Genomic DNA, 24,758 nt, shown 5'->3' with positions numbered 1-24,758 from the left:
CAGCTCAGTTGGCAGTCACGAAATACCGTGGCACTGCAACACTGAGCAGCGGCGAAAAAAAGTTATTTGAAATTCAAGGGGTACGAGTGAGCTGGTCGACATCACCAAAAATTCGCTCGATGCGCACCCAGGCGTCTGTCGCCTCTGCAATGGCCTGGATGTATTGGGTGCGTGCGCTGATCAAGGTGCGCTGAGCATCGAGCACGTCCAGGAAGTTGAACTTGCCCATTTCGAAACCCCGGGTAGCAGTGTCGACTGCATTTTGTGCGGCAGGCAGGATGGTCTGATTGAACGAGGCGACTTCAGTGTTTGCCGTCATCCACTGATCCAGAGTGGTTTGAATCTCTGTGCGCAGGCGTAACTCACTTGCATTGCGAAGGTCGCGGGCTTGATCGGTACGGCGGGCAGCTGCCAGTACATTGCCCTGGTTACGGTTGAATAACGGAATAGGCATCGACAGCCCCACGACATTCACACGCTCGCGTTCTCGTTCATCGTATTGGCTGCCGACACTGACGGTGAGGTCAGGAATACGCTGAGCTTTCTCCAGACCAAGAGAGGCTTCCCGCTGATCGATTTGAAGCTTTGCCAACCGAAGCTCTGCGGTCTCGCCGATGCGGTTAATCAACAGCGAGGGTTCCGGCACCTCTGGCATCGATTGGCCGGCATCCCCCACAGACACGAACGCAGGCAATGGTGTTCCCATGACCTGAGCGAGTTGCTGATAGGCACTGGCCTCATCCCGCTCGGCCCGTCTCAACTCTAGTCGCACCTCCGACAACTGGACTTCTGCTCGCGTACCTTCGACAGGCGATGACTTGCCGCTCTTGATACGACCTTGAGCAACACGCAAACCTCGCTCGGCGAGCTCAACTGATTGACGAGCCAAGAGCAACCTTTGCTGAGCCGTCGATGATTTGTAAAACGCCTGGATGACATCAGCACGCAAAACATTACGTTTACGCTCCAGTTCAATTCCAGCCGCGTCCTGAGCTCGGCTGGCAACGTCTATCCGGGCTCCACGCTTGCCACCCAGCTCAATCGGCTGGTTGATCATCACCGTCGTAGTCCGTGAATTTCGTCGAGTATCTTCAGCTTCCCAAGACAGCTCGGGGTTAGGAATCAAGCCCGCTTGTTGCCGATCTCCTTGAGCAATACCAATCTCCCACTGCGCTGCAGCCAGATCAGGATTGTTGGCAAAAGCAGCTTCAAGGGCCTGATCCATTGTGAGCCTTTGAGCGCTTGCCGCGAACAAAGGGCTGACCAGAAGTGTAAGGATCGCAATTGCACCTGCTCTTAGCATGGTTTTATGCATATTTGGGTGCGTAATAAACTTTCTATACCAAAGCAATTCCATCATTCCTGAAACCCTTAAAACATTTTCCATGAGGCGAAATGTAGTTCTCCCCACCTATCAACAAGGTGACTGAAAAATTACAAATACGTTATCCAGCAGCAAGGCTCTATTTTTTGCATTAGTATGGAGACTACGGAAAGCAATGAGTGCTCTGCAACAAATGGAAATAAACAGAACGCATACAAGTATTTTTTCTTACGTGTGAACGATCACGACTTGATGAATGGTTTGCAGGCATAAAAAACAACGGAACTCATCTAAATCACGCTACATCTGTGGCAGATATCGGCTCCGCAGTTCGAACTTCAAGGTGATATACAAGCAGTAAATTAATTAAATTTACGCAATAGATTCCCCAACTAACCATTAAACACCAACAAACTAACAGCCCTGGCTCTCCAAATTTAATATCAATCCGACATATTTATAGAAGGGTGAAAACCTATGCGAATCCTTGTGATAGAGGACGAGCTGAAGACTGCCGAATACTTACATCAAGGCCTGACAGAAAGCGGCTATATTGTAGATTGTGCATCAACAGGTGCTGACGGACTTCACTTGGCACGTCAGCAAGCTTATGACCTAGTAATTCTTGACGTGAACCTCCCCGAAATTGATGGGTGGGGTGTTCTCGAAAACCTTCGGCAGACAAGTAGTACTAGGGTAATGATGCTGACCGCACGAGGACGTCTGGCAGATAAAATCAAAGGGCTGGATTTAGGTGCCGATGACTATCTGGTCAAGCCATTTGAATTCCCGGAACTACTAGCAAGAGTTCGCACGCTAATGCGGCGTAGCGAACATATACCGGTTCCGGAGGTGCTTAAAGTCGCGGACTTAGAGCTTGATCAAGGAAGGCACCGCGCATTCCGGGGAACGCAACGCATAGACCTGACAACAAAGGAGTTTGCTCTGCTCCATTTACTAATGCGCCAATCCGGAGAGGTATTGTCTCGCACACAGATTATCTCCCTAGTTTGGGATATGAATTTTGACTGCGACACGAATGTTGTCGAGGTGTCGATCCGAAGACTGCGAGCGAAAATAGATGATCCATTTGAAACCAAATTGATCCATACCCTCCGCGGCGTTGGCTACGTTCTAGAGGCTAGGAAATGAAGCCAGTCAGCCTATCGATGCGGCTGGGGTTGACGGTCAGTATGATGGGAGCAGTGCTGGTAGTGTTTTTAGCGGTACTGGCATATCTGGCGCTTTCCCATGAATTGGATTCACGGGCAAAAGACAGCCTTGAAAAAAAGATGAGCCAAATTGAGCACAGCCTACTGATGGACATCAGTACTCTTGAAATTAGCCAAAAACCTCATGCTTTGTTAGATCAAGTACTAGGGCATGACAATCTCAACCTGACTGTCTTCAATGTAGACATGAGTAAACAGCTCCTAAGTTTTGGAGCAGATATACCTGAACGCTCGGCGATCCTGTCCGAACCAGGCGCCAGTAATAAGCTGTCCTACACCACTGGGTCTGAGGAGGCAGAAACCCACATCCTCGCAGCCTCTAAAATTATGAAGTTGCGGGATGGTGAGTCGGTATCGGTACTACTTACTGTTGAGCGTTCTAATGATGAAGCGCTACTTAACGCCTATCTGAACTCGACCATTGTCGCGGTTCCACTGTTACTGGTTCTGATTGGTATCAGCGCTTGGGCAATTGTTCAACGCGGCCTTTCTCCGCTCAGTGAGTTCCGTAAAGTTGCTGCCATGGTTTCCGCCCAGGATCTTAGCCATCGACTCTCCGTTGTGAAAATGCCGCAAGAGCTGAGTGAGCTTGCTCATGCCATAAACTTCATGCTCCACCGCCTTGATAGCGGGGTACAGCAACTGTCGCAATTTTCCGACGACTTGGCACATGAGTTGCGTTCACCGATCACCAATCTTATGGGCAAAGCACAAGTAACCCTTTCCCGTGAGCGTCCAGCAGGAGAGTACAAGGCTGTTTTGGAGTCCTGTACCGAGGAGCTGGGACGTGTCACCAGAATTGTTTCTGATATGCTCTTTTTGGCCCAAGTTAGTCATCCAGCAACTCTAGTACCGTTTGAATGCATTTTATTAGAGGACGAAGCATTAAAAGTCATCGATCTTTTCTCGCTGTCGGCAGAAGAAAAGAGTGTCAGCATAGGTGTTAGCGGCTGCGGAAAGGTACTCGGTGACCGCCTTATGATTCAGAGAGCTATTTCAAATATTTTGTCAAATGCGATCCGCCACTGCCCGTCAGGTCAATCAATCTCTATAGCAATAGAAACTCAACCGGAGAAAGTATCCCTGGTTGTAAGTAATCCTGGCGCGGGGATTGAATCTCAGCACCTACCTCATATTTTTGACCGTTTCTATCGCGTGGATACCAGTCGCTCGCGAGCAGAGGGTGGCACAGGATTAGGATTAGCAATTGTGAGATCCATCATGAGCCTTCACCAAGGATCTGCAGACGCCCGAATTTTACAGGGCCAGGTAACCATTTTCCGACTCACATTTCCTAAATACAATGCACAAATCAGCTAGAAACCTGAAAAAATTAAAGAGTGAGGTTGTAAAAATCGACTAACTTAATACACTTCGATGAATTGCGACTTTATAAAATCTGCTGGCAAGATTCTAATCGAAACATGTATAGCGAAGCTTACTAATAATGAGGCGAGACAAACTGCATTAGACGTATATCTCGTTACTCCCCCAACCCTTCGATCGATAAATGGGATTGGCAGCCAGGTTGCGAAACTCGATCCAAACGCATTACATTTCAAAATTGCAATTTTAGAGACATCTGTTCGTTATCTTAAATTTTCTATAGATGGCGAACGCGCCCGTAGAAAGCCGTTGGGGGGAGGAAATATCAAAAAAAGGCCTGTGGCGAAGAGAAGCTTTACCGACTGCTATACCCTGCCACTGTTCTGATCAATTGAGCGATGGTGACATATGGTAGGCGGTATCTATTTTTAACACCATATGTTCCCTCGCACTTATTTTATTATATTTCCAAACTTACCTAGAAGCGCAACATGGTAATGCGCATGCCGTCGTTTAGAAAACAACTAGGCATCTGCGTTTCAACAATAATTACTCCTATTAAACCCTTCTCAAAAGCTGTAAGCACCATGCTAGCTTTTTCTACAAAGCAATCACACTCGTACCGAACACATCTAAGTCAGGCCTATGCATACACTGCCTTTCCCCAAAAAAAACACTACCAGTGGGACTCGCGCGCCAGCTGCTCAGAGCCAGGAGTTCCCTGTCATCCCATGCAATCGGAAAAACGAATATTTTGCAGTAGCGTATAACATAATTCGATTAACATCAGTTCTACAACCATCGTTTTTGGGCGCACTAGCTGAACATACGAAATTATTAATTATGCTCATAAAGAATATAGCTATCCCCTCACTCTATTTCTCCTCCTATATTTACGCCCTAAAAATGCAAGAAAGTAAAATTACAATCGCCGCGTAACATTATGAAACCATTGACCAATAAAGATCTGCCGAGCGGCACTTGCGTCAGCAAAACGGCCCTAATTTCTACGACTAATCCAGTAGATCAAGTGCGGCATACTGTCGCAAAACCTAGTTTTAGAGCCCGCGATCGACATTCTTTATTGACTCTATAGCAGCTACAGGCTTCAGGCTAAGACCATCGCAAAGGGCTAATTTTCGATTTTTCGTATTTTTGCTATAAATGGGGGTGGCTGTCATGAGAATGCTTGTAGTTGAGGACGAGGTTAAAACCGCCGAATATTTGCATCAAGGATTAACTGAAAAGGGCTATGTAGTTGATCGTGCATCGAATGGCACGGACGGCCTTCATCTGGCGCGTCAACATGTCTATGACCTAGTGATACTTGACGTTAATCTTCCAGAACTTGATGGTTGGGGTGTTCTTGAGCATCTTCGCCTAAGCAGTAACACTAGGGTTATGATGTTAACGGCCCGAGGACGTCTGGCGGACAAAATCCGCGGATTGGATTTAGGGGCCGATGACTACCTAGTTAAGCCGTTTGAGTTTCCTGAGCTACTGGCACGGGTACGAACTCTGATGCGTCGAAGTGAGCAGATTCCTGTACCGCAGGTGCTCAAGGTCGCCGATTTGGAACTCGACCACGGACGCCACCGTGCTTTTCGTGGTAATCAGCGCATAGATCTGACGACCAAGGAGTTCTCGCTTCTGCACCTATTGATGCGTCATTCTGGGGAGGTTCTCTCCAGAACTCAGATAATTTCACTGGTCTGGGACATGAACTTTGACTGCGACACCAACGTTGTCGAAGTTTCAATCCGTCGTTTGAGAGCCAAAATCGACGACCCCTTTGATAATAAATTGATCCATACCCTGCGCGGAGTTGGTTACGTGTTGGAGGCGCGCGAATGAAGCCGGCTAGCCTATCAATGCGGCTAGGGTTGACAGTGAGTATTCTGGGGGCATTGCTGGTAGTATTTTTGGCTGCCCTAGCTTTTTTTGCGTTAACGCATGAGTTGGAAAAGCTGGCGAAACGAAGCCTGGACAAGAAATTTGAGCAGATCGAACATAGTCTATCCCTATATAAGGACACAGCCGACATAAACTCGAATCCGCACTCTTTGCTGGATCAAGTTATGGGACATGACAATTTGAACCTGGCCATCTATGACTTAGCAAACCTGAGGTCGCCTGTGCTGAAAGTCGGGGTAGGCTTGTCAGACCTACGGATAGAGATGAAGGCAGCGGTTGCCGCCGTCGACAAGATTTCATATTCCACCAATTCCGACGGCGAAGGCCGACATTTTATTACCACCTCCAAGCTCATCCGGTTAAAGGACGGTGCGAGCGTTCCCGTACTGCTGTCGATCGATTGCACAAACGATGAAGCACTACTCAGCACTTATTTGCGGTCGACGATCATTGCGTTACCTTTGTTGTTAATACTCATTGGAATGAGTGCCTGGGCGGTAGTTCAGCGAGGTCTCGCGCCGCTGAGGGAGTTCCGAAAGGTTGCCGCCATCGTCTCAGCTCAAGACCTTAGCCATCGACTCTCTGTGGTCAAAATGCCTCAGGAACTTAGTGAGTTGGCCCACGGCGTCAACTTCATGCTACATCGACTCGATAGCGGCATTCAGCAGCTGTCGCAGTTCTCCGATGACTTGGCTCATGAATTGCGATCCCCCATTACTAATTTGATGGGCAAAGCCCAAGTGACGCTTTCTCGGGACAGGTCGGCGGAAGAGTACAAGTCTGTGCTGGAGTCTTGCACCGAAGAATTGGAACGTGTCACTCGAATTGTCTCGGATATGCTCTTTCTTGCTCAGGTCAGTCATCCTGCCGCGCTCGTCCCGTTCGAGACAATTAATTTAGAAGATGAAGCATTGAAGGTCGTCGATCTGTTTTCATTGTCTGCGGAAGAGAAACGGATCAGCCTGAGCGTCACCGGAAGCGGATACACCATTGGCGACAGGTTGATGATTCAGCGAGCAATATCAAACTTGCTGTCCAATGCGATACGCCATTGCCCAGCAGGACAATCCATTTCAGTTGTCATCAAATGCCAAGCCAATCAAGTCTCGCTGCTGGTAGGCAACCCTGGCGCAGGTATCGAACCTCAGCACCTGTCGCACTTGTTCGAACGTTTTTATCGAGTCGACACAAGTCACTCACGTGCCGAAGGAAGTACTGGTCTGGGCTTGTCCATTGTGCGATCAATCATGAGCCTTCATCAGGGGAAAGCAGAAGTCGAAAGCTTACCCGGTAGCATGACCGTTTTCAGTCTGAGCTTTCCAAACCTCGACGGACAGCCCCCCTGGCAGCAGGCAAGAAAGGTTCAGGGGTAAATTGTTGCGTTAAACATTGGTTAATTCGCATACATCAATTCCCCGTACCACTGGAAATGCTCGGGTGGCTCAGAGAATTATTGTCTGTAAGCTTTCAGCGTATCGCGACGGCCCTCCCGCGACATGTTTGCGGGGGCCTTTCTAGTGCTGCATGCCTTCGTTTCCTTCGAGCCTGGCATGAAACTGCGAGTTCTCTAATTGGAGAGTCGTATGGCTAATATGGAATGTCTCGCTCATCAGTCGAGTTACCTCGGCCAATATCTCTTGATCAGGGCGGGAAGGGTACTGGACGACAAGGTGCGCGCTCATGACATTTTTGCCGCTGGTCAAAGCCCAGAGATGCAAATCATGAATATCCTCAATACCTTCAACCGCCCTGATTGTCGCCTCCACTTCTGCTATGTCGATTCCGTCCGGAACACCCTGCAACAAGATGTTCATGCTTTCTTTGAGCAAAACCCAGGTTCTGGGTAGAACCCACAACCCGATAGCTGCGGCAACGATCGAGTCAACCCAAGTCCATCCGGTAAAGCGAATGATCAATGCCGCCCCTATCACGCCTATGGAGCCCAGCATGTCGCTCCAAACCTCCAGATACGCGCCTTTGACATTAAGGCTTTCGTCACTGGCAGACATCAGCAAGCGCATTGAAATAAGGTTCACAATTAGCCCTATCACTGCGACGATCAGCATGCCTGTCGATTGTACTTCTGTCGGGCTCTTAAACCGCTGATATGCCTCGTACAGGATGTACACCGCCACCATGAACAACAGAACCGCGTTGAAAGCAGCTGCGAGGATCTCAAATCGTGCATAGCCAAATGTCCGTTTTTTATCCGCGGCGCGTTTCGCGATCTGAATAGCGACTAATGAGATAGCAAGTGCAGTGGAATCCGTTAGCATGTGAGCGGCGTCAGATAACAACGCCAAGCTGCCGGTGATGAAAGCACCAATGACCTCCGCGATCATGAAGCTTGTCGTTAGCGCCAGAGCGATCCACAATTTTTTCTCGTGTCCTGCACGTGCTTGACCGTGACTGTGACCGGCGCTCATAGGACTCTCCCTGTGCGTGAATGGATACGACAATGACTCAGAGGCTCACTCTTCGCAAAGAAGATTTCTCAGTTCTTGAGAAATAGGCATCACCTGAAAAGCACTGACACGGGCGCGACCAGTATTTCCCGATGGCACCCATATTGTTGAAAATAGCAGGGCAGCGAAAACACGTGGTATTTGTCCCACAACCTCTCGGGGATCTCGTGTCCTGATGCCAACATACAACATAAAGACGTGTGACTTTGCATGCAGCAGGGGAAGGCGTTGCGTCAGGATGTGGGTACGCTCCAGCCAATGGTAAGCGCGCGCATAATCTTGAGACCTTATGGCTAAACCGGCTTCGCCGAAGCCCTCAAGAATTGCCCGATGCAACATTTCTTTCATGCCACGACTCCCGACTATTTTTTCAGCAAGCGCAGCCCATTAAGTACTACCAACAGGCTGACACCAACATCTGCAAACACCGCCATCCACATCGTGGCCAAGCCCATCAAAGTAAACACAAGGAACACCGCTTTGACGCCCAAGGCGAACGCTATGTTTTGCTTTAGAACCGTCGCGGTTTGTCGGGACAGGCGAACAAAAGCCGGGATCTTTCTCAGGTCATCATCCATCAGCGCGACGTCTGCCGTCTCAATGGCTGTTCCCGTACCAGCGGCAGCCATTGCGAAGCCGATTTGAGACTTGGCCAGGGCCGGTGCGTCATTTATCCCATCACCGACCATCCCCACTATATGGTTACGGCTCTGCAACTCACCGATAGCAGCAAGCTTGTCAGCAGGCAGCAAGTTCCCTCTTGCTTCATCAATCCCAACTCGTTGGGCAATGGCCTCAGCGGTGTGTGAGTTATCACCTGTCAGCATCATTGTCTTAATGCCCAGCGCGTGAAGCTCCGTGATCGCGGTCTGGCTTGAATCCTTCACTGTATCCGCCACGGCAAACAGCGCGAAGACCTGATTGGTGTCGGTCAAAGCCACAACCGTTTTTCCCTGGCGTTCCAGCTGACTCAGTGACGCCTCCAGTTGCGGCGTACCAAGTCCCAACTCCTGGATCAGGCGATGATTCCCCAAGTGATAGAGCTGTCCTTCGATCAAGCCCTTCACCCCGCGACCTGGAAGGGCCTCAAAGTTCTCCACATGCTTGAGCGTTGCTGCGCCCGAGTCGCCATGCTTAGCGATTGCCAGCGAAACCGGATGATCCGAGCGCACGCCCAGGCTGGCTGCAATAATCTGAGGATCAACATCTAAAGACTCAACCAGTGGCACGTAATCAGTCTGAACCGGCTTGCCATGGGTGATGGTTCCGGTTTTATCGAGCGCGATGAAACTCAGCTTGGCGCCAATCTCCAGATAGACGCCGCCCTTGACCAAAACTCCTTTGCGAGCCGCCGCCGCCAGACCGCTCACGATGGACACCGGGGTTGAAATGACCAGCGCACATGGGCAGGCAACCACTAGAAGCACCAGGCCGCGATAGATCCAGTCAGTCCACAATCCGCCCATAAACAATGGCGGAATCACCGCAATGGCGAGAGCGAAGAAGAACACAGCAGGCGTATAAACTTGGGCAAATTTATCGACAAACCGCTGGGTCGGAGCACGCGAACTTTGGGCTTCTTCAACCGCATGAATGATTCGAGCCAGCGTGGTATTACTAGCCTCAGCCGTCACGCGGTATTCGAAGGATCCGGACTCATTGATGGAGCCGGCATACACAGGATCATCGACAGTTTTCTCGATGGGCAGGCTCTCCCCCGTGATAGGTGCCTGGTTGACTGTAGAGTTGCCGGAAACGACATCACCATCCAGACCGATACGTTCGCCGGGGCGTACCCTAACCAACGAGCCGATCTCGACGGTTTTCACATCGACTTCCATCCAGCTGCCATCCGCCTGGCGTACGGTTGCTCGCTCCGGGCTCAAGTCCATCAGGCCCTTGATCGCATTGCGCGCACGATCCAGCGACTTTGCCTCCACCATTTCAGCAATGGTAAACAGAACCATGACCATCGCCGCCTCTGGCCACTGCCCGATTAACACGGCACCCGTCACCGCGATGCTCATCAAGGCATTGATGTTCAAATTCAGGTGTTTAAGCGAGATCCAGCCTTTCTTGTAAGTCGTCGGCCCGCAAAGTGCGATGGCGAATAAGGCGACGGCAGCAATCACCCATTCCGGGGCTGATTGGGTGAAGTCCATGACTTCCGCGCCTACCGCTGCAACACCGGACAGCGCTAATGGCCACCAACTGTTTTTACGCGATGATGCAGCTTCAGACTGGGATTGCGGTGCATCGGCGTTAGCTGCCTTGCCCTCAGCAGTCAATGGTTCAGCGTGCATGCCTAATGATGATACCGCTGCTTCAATACTCAAGGTGTCCGGCAGTTTGTGCCAGACGTCCAGAGTACGGTTCATCATGTTGAACTCTAGTTTTTGAATCCCGCTCATTCGAGCGAGCTTGCCCTCGATCATTGTCTGCTCGGAAGGACAGCACATTTGTTCGATCCGGAAACTACTGAACCGAGTCGTGTCGCCTGCATTGGCCGAAGACACCCTAGCTGCACAAGCGCTTGAGCCATCCGTACCAGAGGTAGGACAACACGCGTCGGAAAAGATACCGTTACCAACCGGGCCAGCAGGTTTGCTCGGTTCGGCAAGGGCATACAAGGTGGACGCCGATGTGACGGCTGCGAAGCTCGATTTGGCGCCGTCCAGAGCAGGAGAGCAACATCCGGCGCCCTCTGCTTTAGGCGGCACCGGACTGACGTCCAGGGTTGTCGGAGCGCAGCAACTGCTCTTGGACTGATTCTGGACAGTATTTCCATCGTAAGTCGTTGCGGCGGGGGCACAACAACCTGACAGTGGTGTCGGGTCAAAAACCTCAACGCCGGCCTGACCTTCAGGTGCTTGCTCATCACCGCAACAGCTTTTCATAAGAACGCTCTCCACAAGTTATGGTGAAGAGTGAACACCCTATAGCCACTATAAGGTCAAGAGGATTATCGAGACCGCCGAGCATTTTTCAGCGCGACCGTTTCGAGCTTACCGCGACTGGTTGATTTCGCTCCAAATCAGATCATAGAGCTGCTGGGCACCGAAGTTGGTCAGCGGCTTACCGTTGACGAAAAATGTCGGTGTTCCGCTTACGCCTAAGGTTTTCGCATCGGCGGCATCTCTTTCAATCGTGGCGGTGATATCCGGTGACATCATTTCCGCACGAGCTTTGGCCACATCCAAACCTGCCTGAGCCGCTGCGTCCCATGCCGCTGTAGCTTGTGCATCATCATGCCACTGCGGCTGGGCAGCCAGGACAGCTTCAAGCACCGGTGCAAATACGCCCTGTTTGCGCGCAGTCTCGAGAATCCGGATGGCCTCTTCAGACCCTACGTGAAGTTTCACATAGCGCAGCACAAGACGAGTATCGGCTGGGTGCTGGGACATCATTTTTTTAACGATGGGGTAAAAAGCACGGCAGCTTTCACACGACGGGTCAAAGAATTCAACAATAGTCACCGGGGCGTTGGCAGGGCCGAAACTTGGTGAATTAAAGCGCTCCAGCGAACTGTTTTGCGCCACGGGGGCTGTGGCTTGGGGGACTGTGGTGGCGCGATTATAAAAAAATGCGGCGGCGGCGAAGCCGACGATGGCAAGGACGCTGATGGCGAGGACGACGGTGCGTCTGCTCATACGGTAAATCTCCGACGGATGAGAACAAGAAGAATGATCAGGAGGCTGAATACACCCAGCGATAACAATGGCAGTGGAATACCACTGAGGATTGTCATTTCAGCGCCAGAGCAGGACGGGCCGGCACCACAGGGCTTTATACTTTCGGGGATTAGTCCGAAATAAAGCAGGTTGTGATACAGCGCGATCAACCAGCCCATAACGGCTAAAGGCAACGCATAACGCCAGACACCCGCGTCCGACATGCAGCAAGCTACACCCAGCACTAGGACGAGTGGAAACATGAATGCACGTTGAAACCAGCAAAGTACGCAGGGCACTTGCCCCATGACTTCGCCTACGAACAACACGGCAAGTGTTGATATAAGGGCAAGCAGCCATGCGCAGAGCAGGAGCGCCCAAACCCCGGATTGACGTGGTTGGTGTGTGATTTCCATCGGATCAAAGCCCTTTATGTAGGGTTGTAAGGGCGCGCACGGATTTGCTTATCGCCTGTAGTGAGTAGAATGAAGGTTCTAGCGACTATAAGGTCAAGCAAAATGACTGCGGCCACTTACACGGTCGGTGCTTTGGCAAAGGCGACCGATACCAAAGCGGTAACCATCCGCTATTACGAGCAGTTGGGGCTGCTACCCTCTGCCGGAAGATCGCCATCGGGCTATCGCTTCTACACGGATGAGGAGCGCGACCGCCTTTTGTTCATTCGCCGTAGCCGCGCCTTGGGCTTCAGCCTTGATGACATTCGTGAGCTACTGGGGTTTGCGGATCGACGCGACGCCTCCTGCGCTGGTGTGGACGCAAAAGTCGAAGGGCAATTGGAGCAGGTGCGGATGCGTATTCGAGATTTGCAAGGCCTGGAAGCGGAATTGGAACGTCTGAATGTTTGCTGCCAAGGTGGCGTGATAGACCAATGCCGCATCATTGAGTCGCTGTCGAGTCGCAGTTAGCTGAGGAAGCTCATCGTCAGAATGAAAAGACAGCAAAATGACGGCATCTAGTGCCGTCAGAAATAGACCAAGAAACTATTTCAGTGACTAGCGTGCCTAGGCACGGCAATAGAAATCAAATCAGCAAGCAGCACAAGTGCGCTAGCTATGAACAACACTTTGACCTGACTTTGATTCCGGATTCGGCCAGCGCTTCTACGATGGTGCAATCGGGTGCCATTGTTCCGGGACAGCAGGTTTGGCCGGACTCACTGACCGGCTCCATTGAGCCCAACTATAGGTGGTCAGGACGAATGCAAATGCCTGGCTAATGCATGTAGATTTGCACACAGCTACGAGCAGCAGGAACCCTTCAACGCCGGTGCAACTTCGGCAACCTTGGCCGCATCGGTGCAACAACTTGGCTCGCAGCAGTCTGGGTTTGCCGCACGCTCGCAGCAGTCAGAATCATCGAGCTGCGTACTGCACACACCTGTCTCTGGCAAGACCAATTCAACTTGCTTGGCCGCCTCCCAATCACCGGCCAGCGCCGCTAATACCGAACGCACCTGCTCATAACCTGTCAGGAGCAGGAAAGTCGGGGCACGGCCATAGCTCTTCATTCCTACAATGAAGATCCCTTCATCAGGGTGAGCCAGCTCGACGGCACCATGTGGGCGAACAGTGCCGCAACTATGCTCATTCGGATCAATCAGCGGAGCAAGATGAATGGGGCTCTGAGTCGCTGAATCCAGCGCCAAGCGCAGTTCGGCAAGTAGCCTCAATTCAGGTCGAAAGCCCGTTGCGACCACGACCTCATCCACCACAGGGAGAGCTTGACCGCCCGCCTCAACAACGATGCCATCGTCAGTTGCAACAACCCTGTCGATGGCGATGTTGGTGAACAGCTCAATGGCCCCATCGTTCAACAGCTGGCGAATCCTCTGTCCCAGTTTCCCCCGCTCCTCCAGCTTGTCGTTTGCCCCTCCGCCCAATATGCGATCCAAAGAGGAGCCGCGAATCACCCAGAAAATCTTCGTGCCAGGCTCCTGGAGGGCAAGCCGGGCCAAGTCTTGCAAGACGTTGAACGCAGAGTGCCCACGACGAGAATTACCGGCGCGCTCTGTCGTGCCGGTTGGAAATCTATCATTGCTGGCTTTGAGCACCGCGTTCGCGCCCCCCCTGATCGGACTTTGGCTTGTGCGTCAGACCTTCACCCTCAAGGTCTGGCCGGTCGGGCAAAGGGGCTAAGCTGGGATTCCCCCGTTCAGCTTGCAGCTAGCAGGTCGTATTTCTATCGATAATGGTGCAGTGACATTACACAACCATGTTCGCTGCTGCCCTGTAGTGATCCGCCATGAAGAGCCTTCTTCTCTCTACAGACCAACCACGCCATGGCCATTTGATCCGTGACATCAATGACGCACGTATCGCCAAAAAAACAGGTGGTGTCAGGATAATAGATGCCCGCTAACGACACCTTCGCCACGCCCGCTTCTCGGTCGAAGTACGACAGGCAATGCCCCCCACCACTCGCGCTGCCAGGATGGGGGAAATGGATGGCGGCTTTTCCCGTGATGTAGTGCTGGCGTGACACGTGTTTGAGATCAAAGTCGAACATCGGGGTCATGTGAGCTTTTTGAGGCGGGCTAGACCTTGCTTGATATGGCCTGCGTTCTCGCCGATTGTTTCAAGAGCTCCTCGAACGTTGTCACCAACATCTGCCAGACCTTGAGCCTCTACCTGGAGTGTTAGCTCCATCAGTGCCGCTTCAAGAGCGAGTTGGTTTTGGTACATCCTTTTTGACTCACTTCGAGATCCGCGCAGTGGACTTATTCTTTTCGCTCGTGTTACCTATAACATAGCGCGACGTGCCTATGGAGTAGGTAGCCCCGTACACCAAGCAGTAAGTGAAGGTGAGCAGCCTTGGGTATTCACATCTTAAGGAGGAAGCTGGCGTGTATATCGAGTTGTCGCAAACGGGCGGCATCGGCTATTTCCCCGGATTGAGTAAACCGGTGACTCTTGATGCCGACCTGTTGACAGGAGCAAAACAGGCAGAGTTGAGGCTGCTGATTGACGCAGCACGTTTCTTTGACCTAGCTGACTCTATAGGCACGCCAGCCCCGGGCGCTGCAGATTATCAATACATCACCCTGAAAATTGTTGATGGCGAGCGTCAGCATACAGTCCGGGGGCTTGTTCCCGTTGAAAACGAACCGCTACGTAAACTAATCCAAAGTACACGCGAATATCTCAAGGCCGCCCACGCGGTTTCAAAGAAGCAAGGTGGCTAACCAACCACATGCCATTGCGGCCCTGAACCGATTTCACCTCGCCCGCAGCTCGCACGATCCATTCAGGCACGCACTCACACTGTCGCTATTAACGCCTTGCGGCGAAGCATTATTCTAGAGTTGTCGGTCGCGGTGATCATCATGGGTCTAATTGCCTGGTTCGGCACCCTCAGCCCAGAGAAGGAGATGTCAGGTGAGTAGGTCGCAACGCGAACACAGTTAGGGGTTTACAGCACCCGGTTTGAACGAGTGCTTCCGCGCTGAACCAGCCGTAGAAAATATATTCTGGACACGGGGTTTGGCTGATGGACTGAATCAAGCCTATAGCGCTTGACCCCATCAAACTGATGAGATTTCAGTCTCTCTGAACTCAAAATTTCCAGGCGCTCCCTACAACGCCAACAACAAGAGCCCAGAGTAAGAGCCCTTGTTTGTACTCAAACTGAAGTCACTTGGTCAGCCACGACTCGACTTTGTCCGAGCCATATTTCGCCTTCCACTCTTTCAAAATTTTGTGGTTGCCGCCTTTGGTTTCTACAACTTCGCCAGACTCCGGATTTTTGTAGACCTTGACTTGGCGAGGCTTGCGGCTGCTGGCTTTGGACTCTACTGCTGGCGCGCGACGACCAGCCTTAGGGTCAAGCAGGTTGATCACGTTCAGCAGGCTATAGCCGTACTCGGCAAGCAGAGCGCGCAGCTTAGTTTCGAATTCGATTTCTTTCTTGAGGCCAGCGTCGCCTTTCAGCGCTTCGAGAGCTTGAAGCTGCTCGGCGAGGTGCTTTTCGAGCTGACGAAATTCTGCGAGTTTGGACATCTGAAAATCTCAAGGTGATTAGTAGCCTAACAGTACACCAATATAAACAGTTGAATCAGTTGTTTTTAGCAGACTTCCGTTACTGCCTCCCGATGTAAAAGGACGCCTGGTCAACGATCTCATGGCCACGCGTCGTGCCGTAAACGTTGTTAAAGCCCCATCGATCCCGAGCAATAGTCGGCAACAAGGGCAAAGGCTCAAGAGGCCAAGGCCGCGCTTGGAGAGCGAGGCCTGGTATGTTCGGATGGCGGAAGGTACGCCCTCAACAATCAGGTCGCGTGTACTTTTCCTGCGCACTCCTGATTAATCGGCGCTTTAGCGCTTTGTTGCTAAAAACACCGCAGTCCAAAGCTGTTCCGCCAACCACTGAGCCTCACTTCGGCTGAGTCTCCAGCGAACCCAACCAAAATATATTGAAACGTATTGGCCATCTAGTCTGATCGCAAAATCATAGATAGGCTCTTCACCGCACTTAAATTCGACCGCCGGCTTGGGGTCGAGCAGAGCTCCTTGAATTAAGAAATTTCTTCCAGTCATCACAACTTGGAGCAGATCAGAAGTTTCCTGCAATCCAAACATGCCATGGCGCTCAATTAGAACAGTCCAATTGTCATGGTTTGTTTGGATATTAGACTTATCCGACTTTGGGCAATCATGATCAAACGAGTTAATTACTGCTTTGATTAGACCAGACGCTATCTCATAAGCTTGCCGTGTGGTCAAGCATGCTTTGAAGTCGTGTAGGACTAAATGAATAATTCGAGACGGGGTGAGTTTGACAGTCGCACGAAAATGCTCGTCTGTTTCCGGAAAACTGAAAACCTCAGAGGACTTGAAGGTGAGGCGGGATCTCAAACGGTCGTGGTTGCTCATGGCATTCTCGAAAGATTGGCTTACTAAATCAAATTCGGCTCGATCCCGAAGAATTTTAACAACGTCAAAAATATATTTTGTGGTTAGCCTTCGGAGTAACCCGCCGCCCAGACTGGTATAGATGCTTAAAAGAGTCGTAACGCTCTGGCTCCATCATCTCCTGACGCATTCCCCAATCTGGATTGGTCGGCACTCTGGCCAAGCGCAGTGTCCCCTACTCCTTCTGAGTGGCGACCAGCTCCGAGATCGAGGGAAGGTCTTCGGTACACTCGCCTTTTTCACACAGGGAGACGAAGAGAACTTCAGCTTTGCTGTATGTAAAAATCAGGTCGGAAACGCGGTACGCCGCCTCCACGGCAGCTTTTGTCATCAGCCGGACATCGTCGGTTTGGTAGCTGTCCACTACCTCTCCCTATACGTTCACCGATTTGAGTATCTGCTCGAGTGCATGGCGCTCCGAATCAGTAAGGAGTTTTTGGCGCTGATGGGGCGTTTGCTTTAGTCACTGCCAGCGGAGCGGTTGCCAGCCTGAAGCCCTTGCGTTTGGAATGGGAAGTCTGAAGGCAGTCAGTCGTCTAACCAAGGATCGAATTTATTCCCGTATTTTGCGCGTAAGGCTCGATGGCGGTTAATCCGCCAGATCCATGGATCGTAGTCCTTGGGCAATGCGGCCAATTTGTCGCTGATGATCATTTGCACCGCATCATCGCGCAAAAGCTGACTAGTCATCTCCCGGTATTCGCCAAGCGTAGTCAAACCATAAATGGCGTGATTTTCTTTCACGTAAAGGTCGGTCATACCCACGCGCATATGGCCGTAGTCGGCTACGTCGCCGGGATAGATATCCTCCAAGCTGAGATGTCCCATATCGAGCCCCAAGGCAAAATGTACCCGCTGGAAAGTAATGTTTGCGCTGTCCATTTTCGTTGTGCCGCCGGCAGAAAAGCAATCGCTACTCCGCGTGAGCGGCTAGCAGTACGGACTAAAAAAATGAGGCTCTGGCCGAAGCCCTGAGTACGATACAGCGCGAGCAATAGCTGGCAGAGCGCAGCGAAGCCGTAAATGCCTACAACGAAGACGTAGAAACTAAAAGCGTTTTCAGCAACAACATACGGAGCTTCTGAAGCCTATCTCTCGCTACGTGGCTGTTTTTCGGCCTGCAACAACGGGTCTCAGATGAATATGGAGGGTTTCATTCTCTCCCCACGTGACACGGGGCGAATTACCTGGCTGATGCGAACATCGAGTTGTCTTTCCGCCTCAAGGCTGCCGCGACTCGCAACATGGGGGTTCGGACGAATATCGGTAGGTTCATCTCCCACCTGGAGCGGCGTGCCGAATCAGCTGGCTAATACGTATTTGGAGGGTTTTATCTCTCACCTCTCCATAACCGTTTGACCCAACAAACGAGGGTCTCAGGCGAATATCAGGAGATTCATCTCCCACTGTCTGGAGCGGGCCGAATCAGCTCGCCGAGACGAATACCGAGCGTTTCATCTCTCGGCTCTCCATCGCAGTTTGAGCCAGGAAACGCGGGACTCAGATGAATATCAGGAGCTTCATCTCCCGCTAGCTGGTGCAGGATTAATCAGATTGCTGAGGCGAATATCGAGTTTCATCTTTCACCTCCCCCATGGCCGTTTGAGCCAGTAAACGCGGGTCTCAGACGAATATCAGCAGATTCATCTCCCGCCTGTGGAGCGGCCCGAATTAGGTAGTTCACACGAATACAGAGGGTTTTATCTCTTAGAGGCGAGGCTGTTATCAGCAACACAAAAGCCAGTTACAGCTTTTTTATTAAACGCGTGACAGCATCCGACCCTGCAGTGATTTAACAGTCAACCCATCAAAACCTTGCTGCATTGACACCTCAGCAACGCTCACCTGATCGAAGCAACTCGCAAAAGCTACGCCGCCCAAAGCCTCGTAGGAAACTGCAGAGGACGTAGTTGCCATTTTGAGTCTCGAGAAGCCAGTAACCTCCCTCTTTCCATGCCCTCTGAATTTTTCCTGTTCGAATGAGGCCGCCATCTGATGGGCGAAAAGTGTCATCTTGCCCAACGTGATCGAAAGAAACGCCAAGGCATGTTTCATTTGAGATGAAGGCATCACTGATGAACGCAGTGACCGGCACCGAATATTTCTGGATGCTCGCTCGCCCGAGGCGGCACAACTGAAAGTCACTCAGTTCCTTACTGTGAAATTCGACTTCGATGATTTCAGTCATTCAACCAATGCTCCAAACGACTCAAAAATGAATTACCGCTTACCCGGCCGACATCGAAAAAGCAGCTCCCACAGTCGCTTCTTTTCGCTGGCCTGGGCCCCAGAGGAGATAGACGGTGTTCTTGGTTTCAAACATGCTGCCGTAAATGAAAGACACCCCAAAATTACTGCGCACCCACATGCCTGGCTGAAAGCGCCCTCCGCTGTCCAGGACTACCTCGTGAGCGAATAGCGTCATGGGAAGCAGACCGAGGTTCGTAAGCTTTTCCAATTCCTCAGGTGTCACAGTGAGGTCAATCAAGATCCACTGCCGCACCACACAAAAAGCTTTGCCGGGGAACACCTTTCCCGCTAAGGAAATTAAATCCTCTTGGGAACCAGTCCAACCCGAAGTTTCCCCATCATTACCGTAGAGGAGCTGAGCGATTTCATCCAACGTCACCATAGTTAAATCTCAAATTGATTTAGGTTAAGGAACGCTTGTATAGGTTTGCCCCGCCATGGTCACGAACTCGTAGACTGGTGGCTCTTTGTCAGAGCTTTGCAATCTTATTTCGGAAAGCGGTTCCATTAGGCGCTCACTTTGCCGATTCATCCACGGCGGCGAAATGAGGTATACCTTGGTGACAGCAATAAATTCAGAATCACCTGAACTGCATATGGTTTGAACCGATGTTGCGTCACAGACGAGGCGCGTGCTTGGCCCCATAGTTCCATCGAAGAACCCTACTCCCTCTATCAAGAAAGAATATTGGTTGTGACGAAGATCTACTGATTTCCATAGCAGGAGGTTTTCATTCGGCATTTTAAATCTGCCTTGCAGCTGACTTTCGCTTGTTCTAAACACAACATACCTCTGGATAAAAGATTCTTTTCGCGCGTCACTAACCTTTAAATCGTGAGCACTAGATCAGATAAAAATCCCGTGTCTTCAAACGGGTAGCCACGCGGGTTGGATGCATGTGGAATGCCATCTATGGATTTTTGATAACTGACATGCGTGTGACCGTGAACCCACAGGTCTATATCGAACGCTCTAAATTCTTTCCAATCATTGACGTAGGCAGCGGCTAGGTGCCCCATCTCATACCGAATTCCAGGGGCACACTCAGGTGATGGCGCGTGGTGCGTTACGACAACTGTCTTACCTTGATACTTTGTGGACAATTGGGCGAGTAACCACCGTTTTGCAAATTCCGACCTGTTCAAGATTTCGACTGGTTTTACTCGCCGATACTGAGTTCCAGTTCTGATCTGTTTAAAGTCGTTCATGGATTCTTTGGCTCTATGAAGCGCAGAAGCTACGTCTCCCGTTGAACTGAAATCAGTCCAGCCGGTTGTACCAAGAAACCTCACTCCATCAATAACTACTTGATCGTTCTCTAGGACGTGAACATGCGCAAGCGCCTTGCTCCGCATTTTTTCCAATGTCCGGTCAAGGTGGCCTTTGTAGTACTCATGATTCCCAGCGACGTAGATCACCGGGCAGCGAAAATTTTTGTTTGCCCATCCCACTCCCCTGGCTAGTAGATCGATGTCCCCTGCCAACACGACAACATCTGCATCATTCGTAGCAGGCGAGAAATCCTGGAACTCAAGGTGGAGGTCTGACAGCAAGTGAATTCTCATACCCTCACCTGCTTGATCGTTCTGGCCCAGGGAAGCCTAGTAGGCCGACTAAGCAAGATTCATGTGAAATAAACATGTCGCGTTTTCCTTTCCGTCCAGATCAGTGATTGACCTCGAGTCGACCCACTGACGATCTTTCATACCTGGCTTTTGGTCGACTCATTCATGGCGTCTCCGATGCTTGGACGCACATCGCTGGTTACCGGAATTTCTTAGGGATCCGATCAAAAAGCGTCTGACAATACATGTGATATGTTTGGTGCTCAGGTCGCTAAAACTGCCTGATGCCCATCTCCAAAAGACTCTGAACCTATGATTTTGCGGCTTAGCTCTGAGAAGGCGTCACCGCACACTTCCAATACTACCACTAAACGTGGTTTATCGGAAGACCGACGTTATGGCTCTATCCTCGATTTTAGGGCAGACCATGTCGCTTAAGAATGAGATCGCCGGAGCACTCAGGGCAATCAGGACAATCAGAGGATTTGACTACGGTGATTTGGCAGAGGTCAGTGCAAAAGCAAACATAGGAAAGCTGGAGCAAGGAAAGAGCAATATCACGGTTGCGAAATTGTTCGAGTTAGCAGAGGCCCTCCAGTTCGACCCTATTGCTCTTATGGCCCTCTGCGTCGCTATTCAGAAGGATGAACCTACCGACACCACTCTAGAGCGAGCACGTGCAGAGCTTGACTCATTCAAAGCAGGCGGAGGAGAGGAGCTTGTCCGGAGTCAATTTGTGGGCAAAGAGCTGAAAAAGAGGCCTTCGGGTAAGCCTGGCAAAACCAAGAATGCCGATGCTGTGAGAGAACTGAAGGCTTTAGGATTGAGTCAGGCGGAGGTGGCGCGGAGGCTTGGATTGGCAAGCTCAACGGTGTATCGGTACTGGCAGAAGGATTAGCTCTCAAGGCGATGCCCAAGCATGTGAGTCGAGGGAGATTTAGGAGTGAGTAAGTTTTTGTGCCTAAAATTAACCCCAAAAAAAATTCATATAAAACAGCGGCATTCACTCACTCACGCAGTGTTATGGGACTTTTTAAGGATCACTAACCAGGACTCCGGGGATCCGATAATCTGGGCGGAAAAAGCCATCGCCCACTACCACAAGCTCGGCATCGACCCGATGAGCAAGACCCTGGTGTTCTCCGACAGCCTGACGCTGCCCAAGTCCCTGGAAATATTCCGGGCGCTGCGCGGGCGGATCAACGTCAGTTTTGGCATCGGCACCAACCTGACCTGCGATATCCCAGGGGTTGAACCGATGAGCATCGTGCTTAAAATGGCCGCCTGCAACGGTCAGCCGGTGGCCAAGATTTCCGATGAACCGGGCAAGACCCACTGCAAAGACCCCAACTTCGTCGCTTATTTGCGACACGTTTTCAAAGTTCCTGCCGCCCTTTCCAGCACATCAAGCAAGGAGTGAATTCATGCAAGCCGTACAGCGTGAGATTGCTGAGCAGCTCAAGGTTCAACCACCATTCGCCGACGATGCCGCCCTTGAGGCTGAAGTCGCTCGACGGATCACGTTCATTCAGGATTGCCTGGTCAATTCCGGGCTCAAGGCCCTGGTACTGGGGATCAGCGGCGGCGTTGATTCTCTAACCGCCGGCCTGTTGGCCCAGCGTGCCATGCGCGAGTTGCGCGACAGCACCGGTGACGACAGCTACAAGTTCATTGCCGTCCGCCTGCCCTACGAGACCCAGTTCGACGAACACGATGCCCAGGCGTCGGTGGATTTCATCGAACCGGATGAGCGCCACACCGTGAACATTGGCCCGGCAGTCAAGGCGCTGGCCAGCGAAGTCGCAGCGTTCGAAGGCAAACACGCGGTGTCGGTGGACTTCGTGCTGGGCAACACCAAGGCGCGTATGCGCATGGTCGCCCAGTACACCATCGCCGGCGCGGCCCATGGCCTGGTGATCGGCACTGACCATGCGGCGGAAGCGGTAATGGGATTCTTCACCAAGTTCGGTGACGGCGCCTGCGACCTGGCGCCACTGAGCGGGCTGGTGAAAAACCAGGTGCGCAGCATCGCCCGCAGCTTTGGCGCACCGGAATCGCTGGTGGAGAAGATTCCCACTGCCGATCTCGAAGACCTGTCCCCGGGCAAGCCGGATGAGGCATCCCATGGGGTGACCTATGCCGAAATTGATGCTTTTCTGCATGGCGAGCCGGTACGTGAGGAAGCGTTCAGAATTATTTGTGACACCTACAACAAGACCCATCACAAGCGAGTGATGCCGTTCGCGCCTTGAATGCGGCGGTGCCTGTACCGGCGCCATCGCGGGCAGGCCTTGCTCCCACAGGTACTGCGCCATGCCATCAGTTGAGGCCGACACAAACCCTGTGGGAGCAAGGCTTGCCCGCGATGAACGCTGACGCGGTCAAAAGCCAGGCACAAAAAAAGCGTCCGCAATGGACGCTTTTTGTGAAGCTGATTCGCTTACTTCAGTGTAACCGTACCTTTCATCATCGAGATGTGGCCCGGGAACGAGCAGAAGAAACCGTATTTCTCATCCGCACTCAGCTTCGACACATCAAAAGTCACCGAATCGGTTTCCTTGGCGCCGATGATCTTGGTGTGGGCGATGATGCGGGTATCGCCGTCTTTCAGGTAGTTCTTGTCGATACCGGCAGCCAGGCCATCGGTGGCGATCGGCTGCATGTCAGCTTCTTTGCTCAGCACCCAGTTATGACCCATCACGTTTTTCGGCAAGCTGCCGGAGTGGGTCAACTCGACGGTGAAGGTCTTGCAGCTCTTGTCGATCTCAATGGCCTTGCTGTTGAAGGTCATCTGGTCGGTGGAGTCGATGGTGGTCTTGCACTCGGCAGCCATCAGTTGGCTGCTGGCCAGTGTCAGCAGGGATACCGCAACAAGTTTGGCAAACATGGTGAATCTCCAAGGCAGGGTTAACAAAAGTGCGAATGGACAGAAGACTGCCTGAAAACTGCGCAAGTTCCTATGACCTGAATCAAAAATTGTATACAACTTTCGGGCTATGACACCGATCGAAACAATCTACCAGCCAGATGCCTGGCCCGGCCGTATCATCGGTCCATCGCCATTTACCTGGACTCCGTCATGACCCTCAATAGCCTGTTGTGCAGCCTGCTTGCCGCGTATGCCTGTGGCGCCAGCGGCAGTTACGAAACCGCTGCCCGCGACCTTTAACCCTTGGATCGCTAACGCCGTGCCTTTACCCTGTGGTCATCGTTACCGTGGAGCAAAGCATGTCATTAGCATCCGTTTGTGTTTTCTGCGGTGCCAGCACTGGCACCCACCCGGCTTATCGTGAAGCGGCTATCGCCCTTGGGCGTGCCATCGCCGAACGCAAGCTGACCCTGGTATACGGCGGTGGTGCCGTGGGTTTGATGGGGATAGTCGCGGATGCCGCCCTGGCAGCCGGCGGGGAAGTCATAGGTATCATTCCGCAAAGTCTCAAGGACAAGGAAATCGGCCACAGCGGCCTGACTCGCCTGGAAGTGGTTGACGGCATGCATGCGCGCAAGGCGCGGATGGCCGAGCTGAGCGATGCTTTCATCGCGCTGCCCGGCGGCCTCGGCACTCTGGAAGAACTGTTCGAAGTCTGGACCTGGGGCCAGCTCGGCTATCATGCAAAACCGCTCGGCCTGCTCGAAGTGAACGGTTTCTACAGCAAATTGACTGGTTTTCTTGATCATATCGTCGGCGAAGGCTTCGTTCGCGAAGCGCACCGTGACATGCTGCAAACGAGCGAATCGCCGCAAACCCTGCTCGACGCACTGGATGCCTGGCACCCGGTGGTCACGCCAAAATGGGCCGAGCAAAAACCCAGCTAACGGCTCGGGCCCGATACAGGGCAGAATATGCGCCGCTCAACCTCACCTTCGACCCAAGAGGATCGCCCATGGCTAAACCTAATTATTCCTTCGCCAAACGTCAGAGAGACTTGGCCAAGGAGCAGAAGAAAGAGGAAAAGCTTCAGCGCAAGAAAGCTACAGCTGAAGAAGAAGCAGCAGCACTGAACCCGGATGCCGAAGGTGAAGTGGCTACAGACGAAACCGCAGCACCGAAAGATCAGGCGCCCGACGCCTGAGACCCCCAG

Annotated in this window: 26 protein-coding genes and 2 pseudogenes; 11 read left to right on the top strand and 17 right to left on the bottom strand. The window is 51.9% G+C overall.

Annotated elements, in window-relative coordinates:
- Nucleotides 1–73: 73 nt before the first annotated feature.
- The gene (locus EQV97_RS17140) at nt 74–1,303 is read right to left on the bottom strand and encodes a TolC family protein (RefSeq protein ID WP_240889343.1); all 1,230 of its coding nucleotides are present in this window, start codon (nt 1,301–1,303) and stop codon (nt 74–76) included.
- 498 nt (nt 1,304–1,801) lie between these two features.
- Between EQV97_RS17140 and EQV97_RS17135 the strand changes: the two genes are divergently transcribed.
- From EQV97_RS17135 to EQV97_RS17120, 4 genes are all read left to right on the top strand, one after another.
- A complete protein-coding gene (locus tag EQV97_RS17135) occupies nt 1,802–2,476 on the top strand; it encodes a heavy metal response regulator transcription factor (RefSeq protein ID WP_240889319.1) in 675 nt (224 codons plus the stop codon).
- Nucleotides 2,473–3,876 carry a heavy metal sensor histidine kinase gene (locus EQV97_RS17130; RefSeq protein WP_240889318.1) on the top strand — a complete coding sequence of 468 codons (1,404 nt, stop codon included), beginning with the start codon at nt 2,473–2,475 and terminating at the stop codon, nt 3,874–3,876. Before EQV97_RS17135 ends, EQV97_RS17130 begins: the two co-directional genes overlap by 4 nt.
- A gap of 1,185 nt (nt 3,877–5,061) precedes the next feature.
- A complete protein-coding gene (locus EQV97_RS17125) occupies nt 5,062–5,736 on the top strand; it encodes a heavy metal response regulator transcription factor (protein ID WP_240889317.1) in 675 nt (224 codons plus the stop codon).
- Nucleotides 5,733–7,169, top strand: coding sequence for a heavy metal sensor histidine kinase (locus tag EQV97_RS17120; RefSeq protein WP_240889316.1), 1,437 nt, complete (start codon nt 5,733–5,735; stop codon nt 7,167–7,169). Before EQV97_RS17125 ends, EQV97_RS17120 begins: the two co-directional genes overlap by 4 nt.
- A 141-nt stretch (nt 7,170–7,310) precedes the next feature.
- Here the strand turns inward: EQV97_RS17120 and EQV97_RS17115 are convergent, their stop codons facing one another.
- The 5 genes from EQV97_RS17115 to EQV97_RS17095 form a co-directional block, all read right to left on the bottom strand.
- Nucleotides 7,311–8,222 carry a cation diffusion facilitator family transporter gene (locus EQV97_RS17115; RefSeq protein WP_240889315.1) on the bottom strand — a complete coding sequence of 304 codons (912 nt, stop codon included), beginning with the start codon at nt 8,220–8,222 and terminating at the stop codon, nt 7,311–7,313.
- Between the two features lie 45 nt (nt 8,223–8,267).
- A complete protein-coding gene (locus EQV97_RS17110) occupies nt 8,268–8,609 on the bottom strand; it encodes a DUF3703 domain-containing protein (protein ID WP_240889314.1) in 342 nt (113 codons plus the stop codon).
- A 14-nt stretch (nt 8,610–8,623) separates the two neighbouring features.
- The gene (locus EQV97_RS17105; protein WP_240889313.1) at nt 8,624–10,720 is read right to left on the bottom strand and encodes a heavy metal translocating P-type ATPase; all 2,097 of its coding nucleotides are present in this window, start codon (nt 10,718–10,720) and stop codon (nt 8,624–8,626) included.
- Nucleotides 10,721–11,266: 546 nt separating this feature from the next.
- On the bottom strand, nt 11,267–11,911 hold the full coding sequence (locus EQV97_RS17100; protein ID WP_240889312.1) for a thioredoxin domain-containing protein: 645 nt from the start codon (nt 11,909–11,911) through the stop codon (nt 11,267–11,269).
- Nucleotides 11,908–12,348: a disulfide bond formation protein B gene (locus tag EQV97_RS17095; protein ID WP_240889311.1), complete on the bottom strand. Its 441-nt coding sequence runs from the start codon at nt 12,346–12,348 to the stop codon at nt 11,908–11,910. The genes EQV97_RS17100 and EQV97_RS17095 overlap by 4 nt, the downstream gene beginning before the upstream one ends.
- Before the next feature lie 102 nt (nt 12,349–12,450).
- Here EQV97_RS17095 and EQV97_RS17090 point away from each other — a divergent pair, with 102 nt between their 5' ends.
- A complete protein-coding gene (locus EQV97_RS17090) occupies nt 12,451–12,858 on the top strand; it encodes a helix-turn-helix domain-containing protein (RefSeq protein ID WP_240889310.1) in 408 nt (135 codons plus the stop codon).
- Nucleotides 12,859–13,190: 332 nt separating this feature from the next.
- Here EQV97_RS17090 and EQV97_RS17085 read toward each other — a convergent pair whose 3' ends face one another.
- The 3 genes and pseudogenes from EQV97_RS17085 to EQV97_RS17075 all read right to left on the bottom strand — a co-directional run bounded on the left by EQV97_RS17085 (nt 13,191) and on the right by EQV97_RS17075 (nt 14,634).
- Nucleotides 13,191–14,003 carry an NAD(P)-binding domain-containing protein gene (locus tag EQV97_RS17085; protein ID WP_240889309.1) on the bottom strand — a complete coding sequence of 271 codons (813 nt, stop codon included), beginning with the start codon at nt 14,001–14,003 and terminating at the stop codon, nt 13,191–13,193.
- A 154-nt stretch (nt 14,004–14,157) separates the two neighbouring features.
- Nucleotides 14,158–14,467 (bottom strand): annotated as a pseudogene (locus tag EQV97_RS17080) (hypothetical protein); the annotation flags it as partial.
- Entirely contained in the window at nt 14,464–14,634 is a 171-nt protein-coding gene (locus EQV97_RS17075; RefSeq protein ID WP_240889308.1) for a hypothetical protein, read from the bottom strand. The pseudogene EQV97_RS17080 and the gene EQV97_RS17075, both read right to left, overlap by 4 nt.
- A 161-nt stretch (nt 14,635–14,795) precedes the next feature.
- On the opposite strand from EQV97_RS17075, the gene EQV97_RS17070 reads away from it, so the two are divergent.
- On the top strand, nt 14,796–15,134 hold the full coding sequence (locus EQV97_RS17070; protein WP_240889307.1) for a protealysin inhibitor emfourin: 339 nt from the start codon (nt 14,796–14,798) through the stop codon (nt 15,132–15,134).
- A 448-nt stretch (nt 15,135–15,582) separates the two neighbouring features.
- Here EQV97_RS17070 and EQV97_RS17060 read toward each other — a convergent pair whose 3' ends face one another.
- From EQV97_RS17060 to EQV97_RS17030, 7 genes are all read right to left on the bottom strand, one after another.
- Nucleotides 15,583–15,948, bottom strand: coding sequence for a histone-like nucleoid-structuring protein, MvaT/MvaU family (locus tag EQV97_RS17060; RefSeq protein ID WP_240889306.1), 366 nt, complete (start codon nt 15,946–15,948; stop codon nt 15,583–15,585).
- A 315-nt stretch (nt 15,949–16,263) separates the two neighbouring features.
- A complete protein-coding gene (locus tag EQV97_RS17055; RefSeq protein ID WP_240889305.1) occupies nt 16,264–16,821 on the bottom strand; it encodes a hypothetical protein in 558 nt (185 codons plus the stop codon).
- Nucleotides 16,822–17,035: 214 nt separating this feature from the next.
- A complete protein-coding gene (locus tag EQV97_RS17050; RefSeq protein WP_240889304.1) occupies nt 17,036–17,224 on the bottom strand; it encodes a hypothetical protein in 189 nt (62 codons plus the stop codon).
- A 164-nt stretch (nt 17,225–17,388) separates the two neighbouring features.
- Nucleotides 17,389–17,742, bottom strand: coding sequence for a hypothetical protein (locus EQV97_RS17045; RefSeq protein WP_240889303.1), 354 nt, complete (start codon nt 17,740–17,742; stop codon nt 17,389–17,391).
- Between the two features lie 949 nt (nt 17,743–18,691).
- Entirely contained in the window at nt 18,692–19,048 is a 357-nt protein-coding gene (locus EQV97_RS17040; protein ID WP_240889302.1) for a hypothetical protein, read from the bottom strand.
- Between the two features lie 39 nt (nt 19,049–19,087).
- Complete coding sequence (locus EQV97_RS17035; RefSeq protein WP_240889301.1) at nt 19,088–19,492, bottom strand: hypothetical protein; 405 nt, start codon at nt 19,490–19,492, stop codon at nt 19,088–19,090.
- 446 nt (nt 19,493–19,938) lie between these two features.
- Nucleotides 19,939–20,676 carry a metallophosphoesterase gene (locus tag EQV97_RS17030; RefSeq protein ID WP_240889300.1) on the bottom strand — a complete coding sequence of 246 codons (738 nt, stop codon included), beginning with the start codon at nt 20,674–20,676 and terminating at the stop codon, nt 19,939–19,941.
- 397 nt (nt 20,677–21,073) lie between these two features.
- Between EQV97_RS17030 and EQV97_RS17025 the strand changes: the two genes are divergently transcribed.
- From EQV97_RS17025 to nadE, 3 genes and pseudogenes are all read left to right on the top strand, one after another.
- Complete coding sequence (locus tag EQV97_RS17025) at nt 21,074–21,574, top strand: helix-turn-helix domain-containing protein (RefSeq protein WP_240889299.1); 501 nt, start codon at nt 21,074–21,076, stop codon at nt 21,572–21,574.
- Nucleotides 21,575–21,691: 117 nt separating this feature from the next.
- Nucleotides 21,692–22,096, top strand: a pseudogene (locus EQV97_RS17020) (nicotinate phosphoribosyltransferase); the annotation flags it as partial.
- A 4-nt stretch (nt 22,097–22,100) separates the two neighbouring features.
- A complete protein-coding gene (gene nadE, locus EQV97_RS17015) occupies nt 22,101–22,928 on the top strand; it encodes an ammonia-dependent NAD(+) synthetase (RefSeq protein ID WP_122841572.1) in 828 nt (275 codons plus the stop codon).
- Nucleotides 22,929–23,116: 188 nt separating this feature from the next.
- Here the strand turns inward: nadE and azu are convergent, their stop codons facing one another.
- Nucleotides 23,117–23,563: an azurin gene (gene azu / locus EQV97_RS17010; protein WP_045061819.1), complete on the bottom strand. Its 447-nt coding sequence runs from the start codon at nt 23,561–23,563 to the stop codon at nt 23,117–23,119.
- 341 nt (nt 23,564–23,904) lie between these two features.
- Here azu and EQV97_RS17005 point away from each other — a divergent pair, with 341 nt between their 5' ends.
- Together EQV97_RS17005 and EQV97_RS17000 are read left to right on the top strand one after the other, a co-directional pair.
- Nucleotides 23,905–24,492, top strand: coding sequence for a TIGR00730 family Rossman fold protein (locus EQV97_RS17005; RefSeq protein WP_045061820.1), 588 nt, complete (start codon nt 23,905–23,907; stop codon nt 24,490–24,492).
- A 68-nt stretch (nt 24,493–24,560) separates the two neighbouring features.
- Entirely contained in the window at nt 24,561–24,749 is a 189-nt protein-coding gene (locus EQV97_RS17000; protein WP_045061821.1) for a hypothetical protein, read from the top strand.
- Nucleotides 24,750–24,758: the final 9 nt, after the last annotated feature.

Origin of the sequence: Pseudomonas sp. TMW22090, assembly GCF_022496665.1 — a bacterium.
GTDB lineage: Bacteria > Pseudomonadota > Gammaproteobacteria > Pseudomonadales > Pseudomonadaceae > Aquipseudomonas > Aquipseudomonas gregormendelii.
The sequence above is the reverse complement of the archived record's forward strand: the minus strand, read 5'-3'. Positions and strand labels throughout refer to the sequence as shown.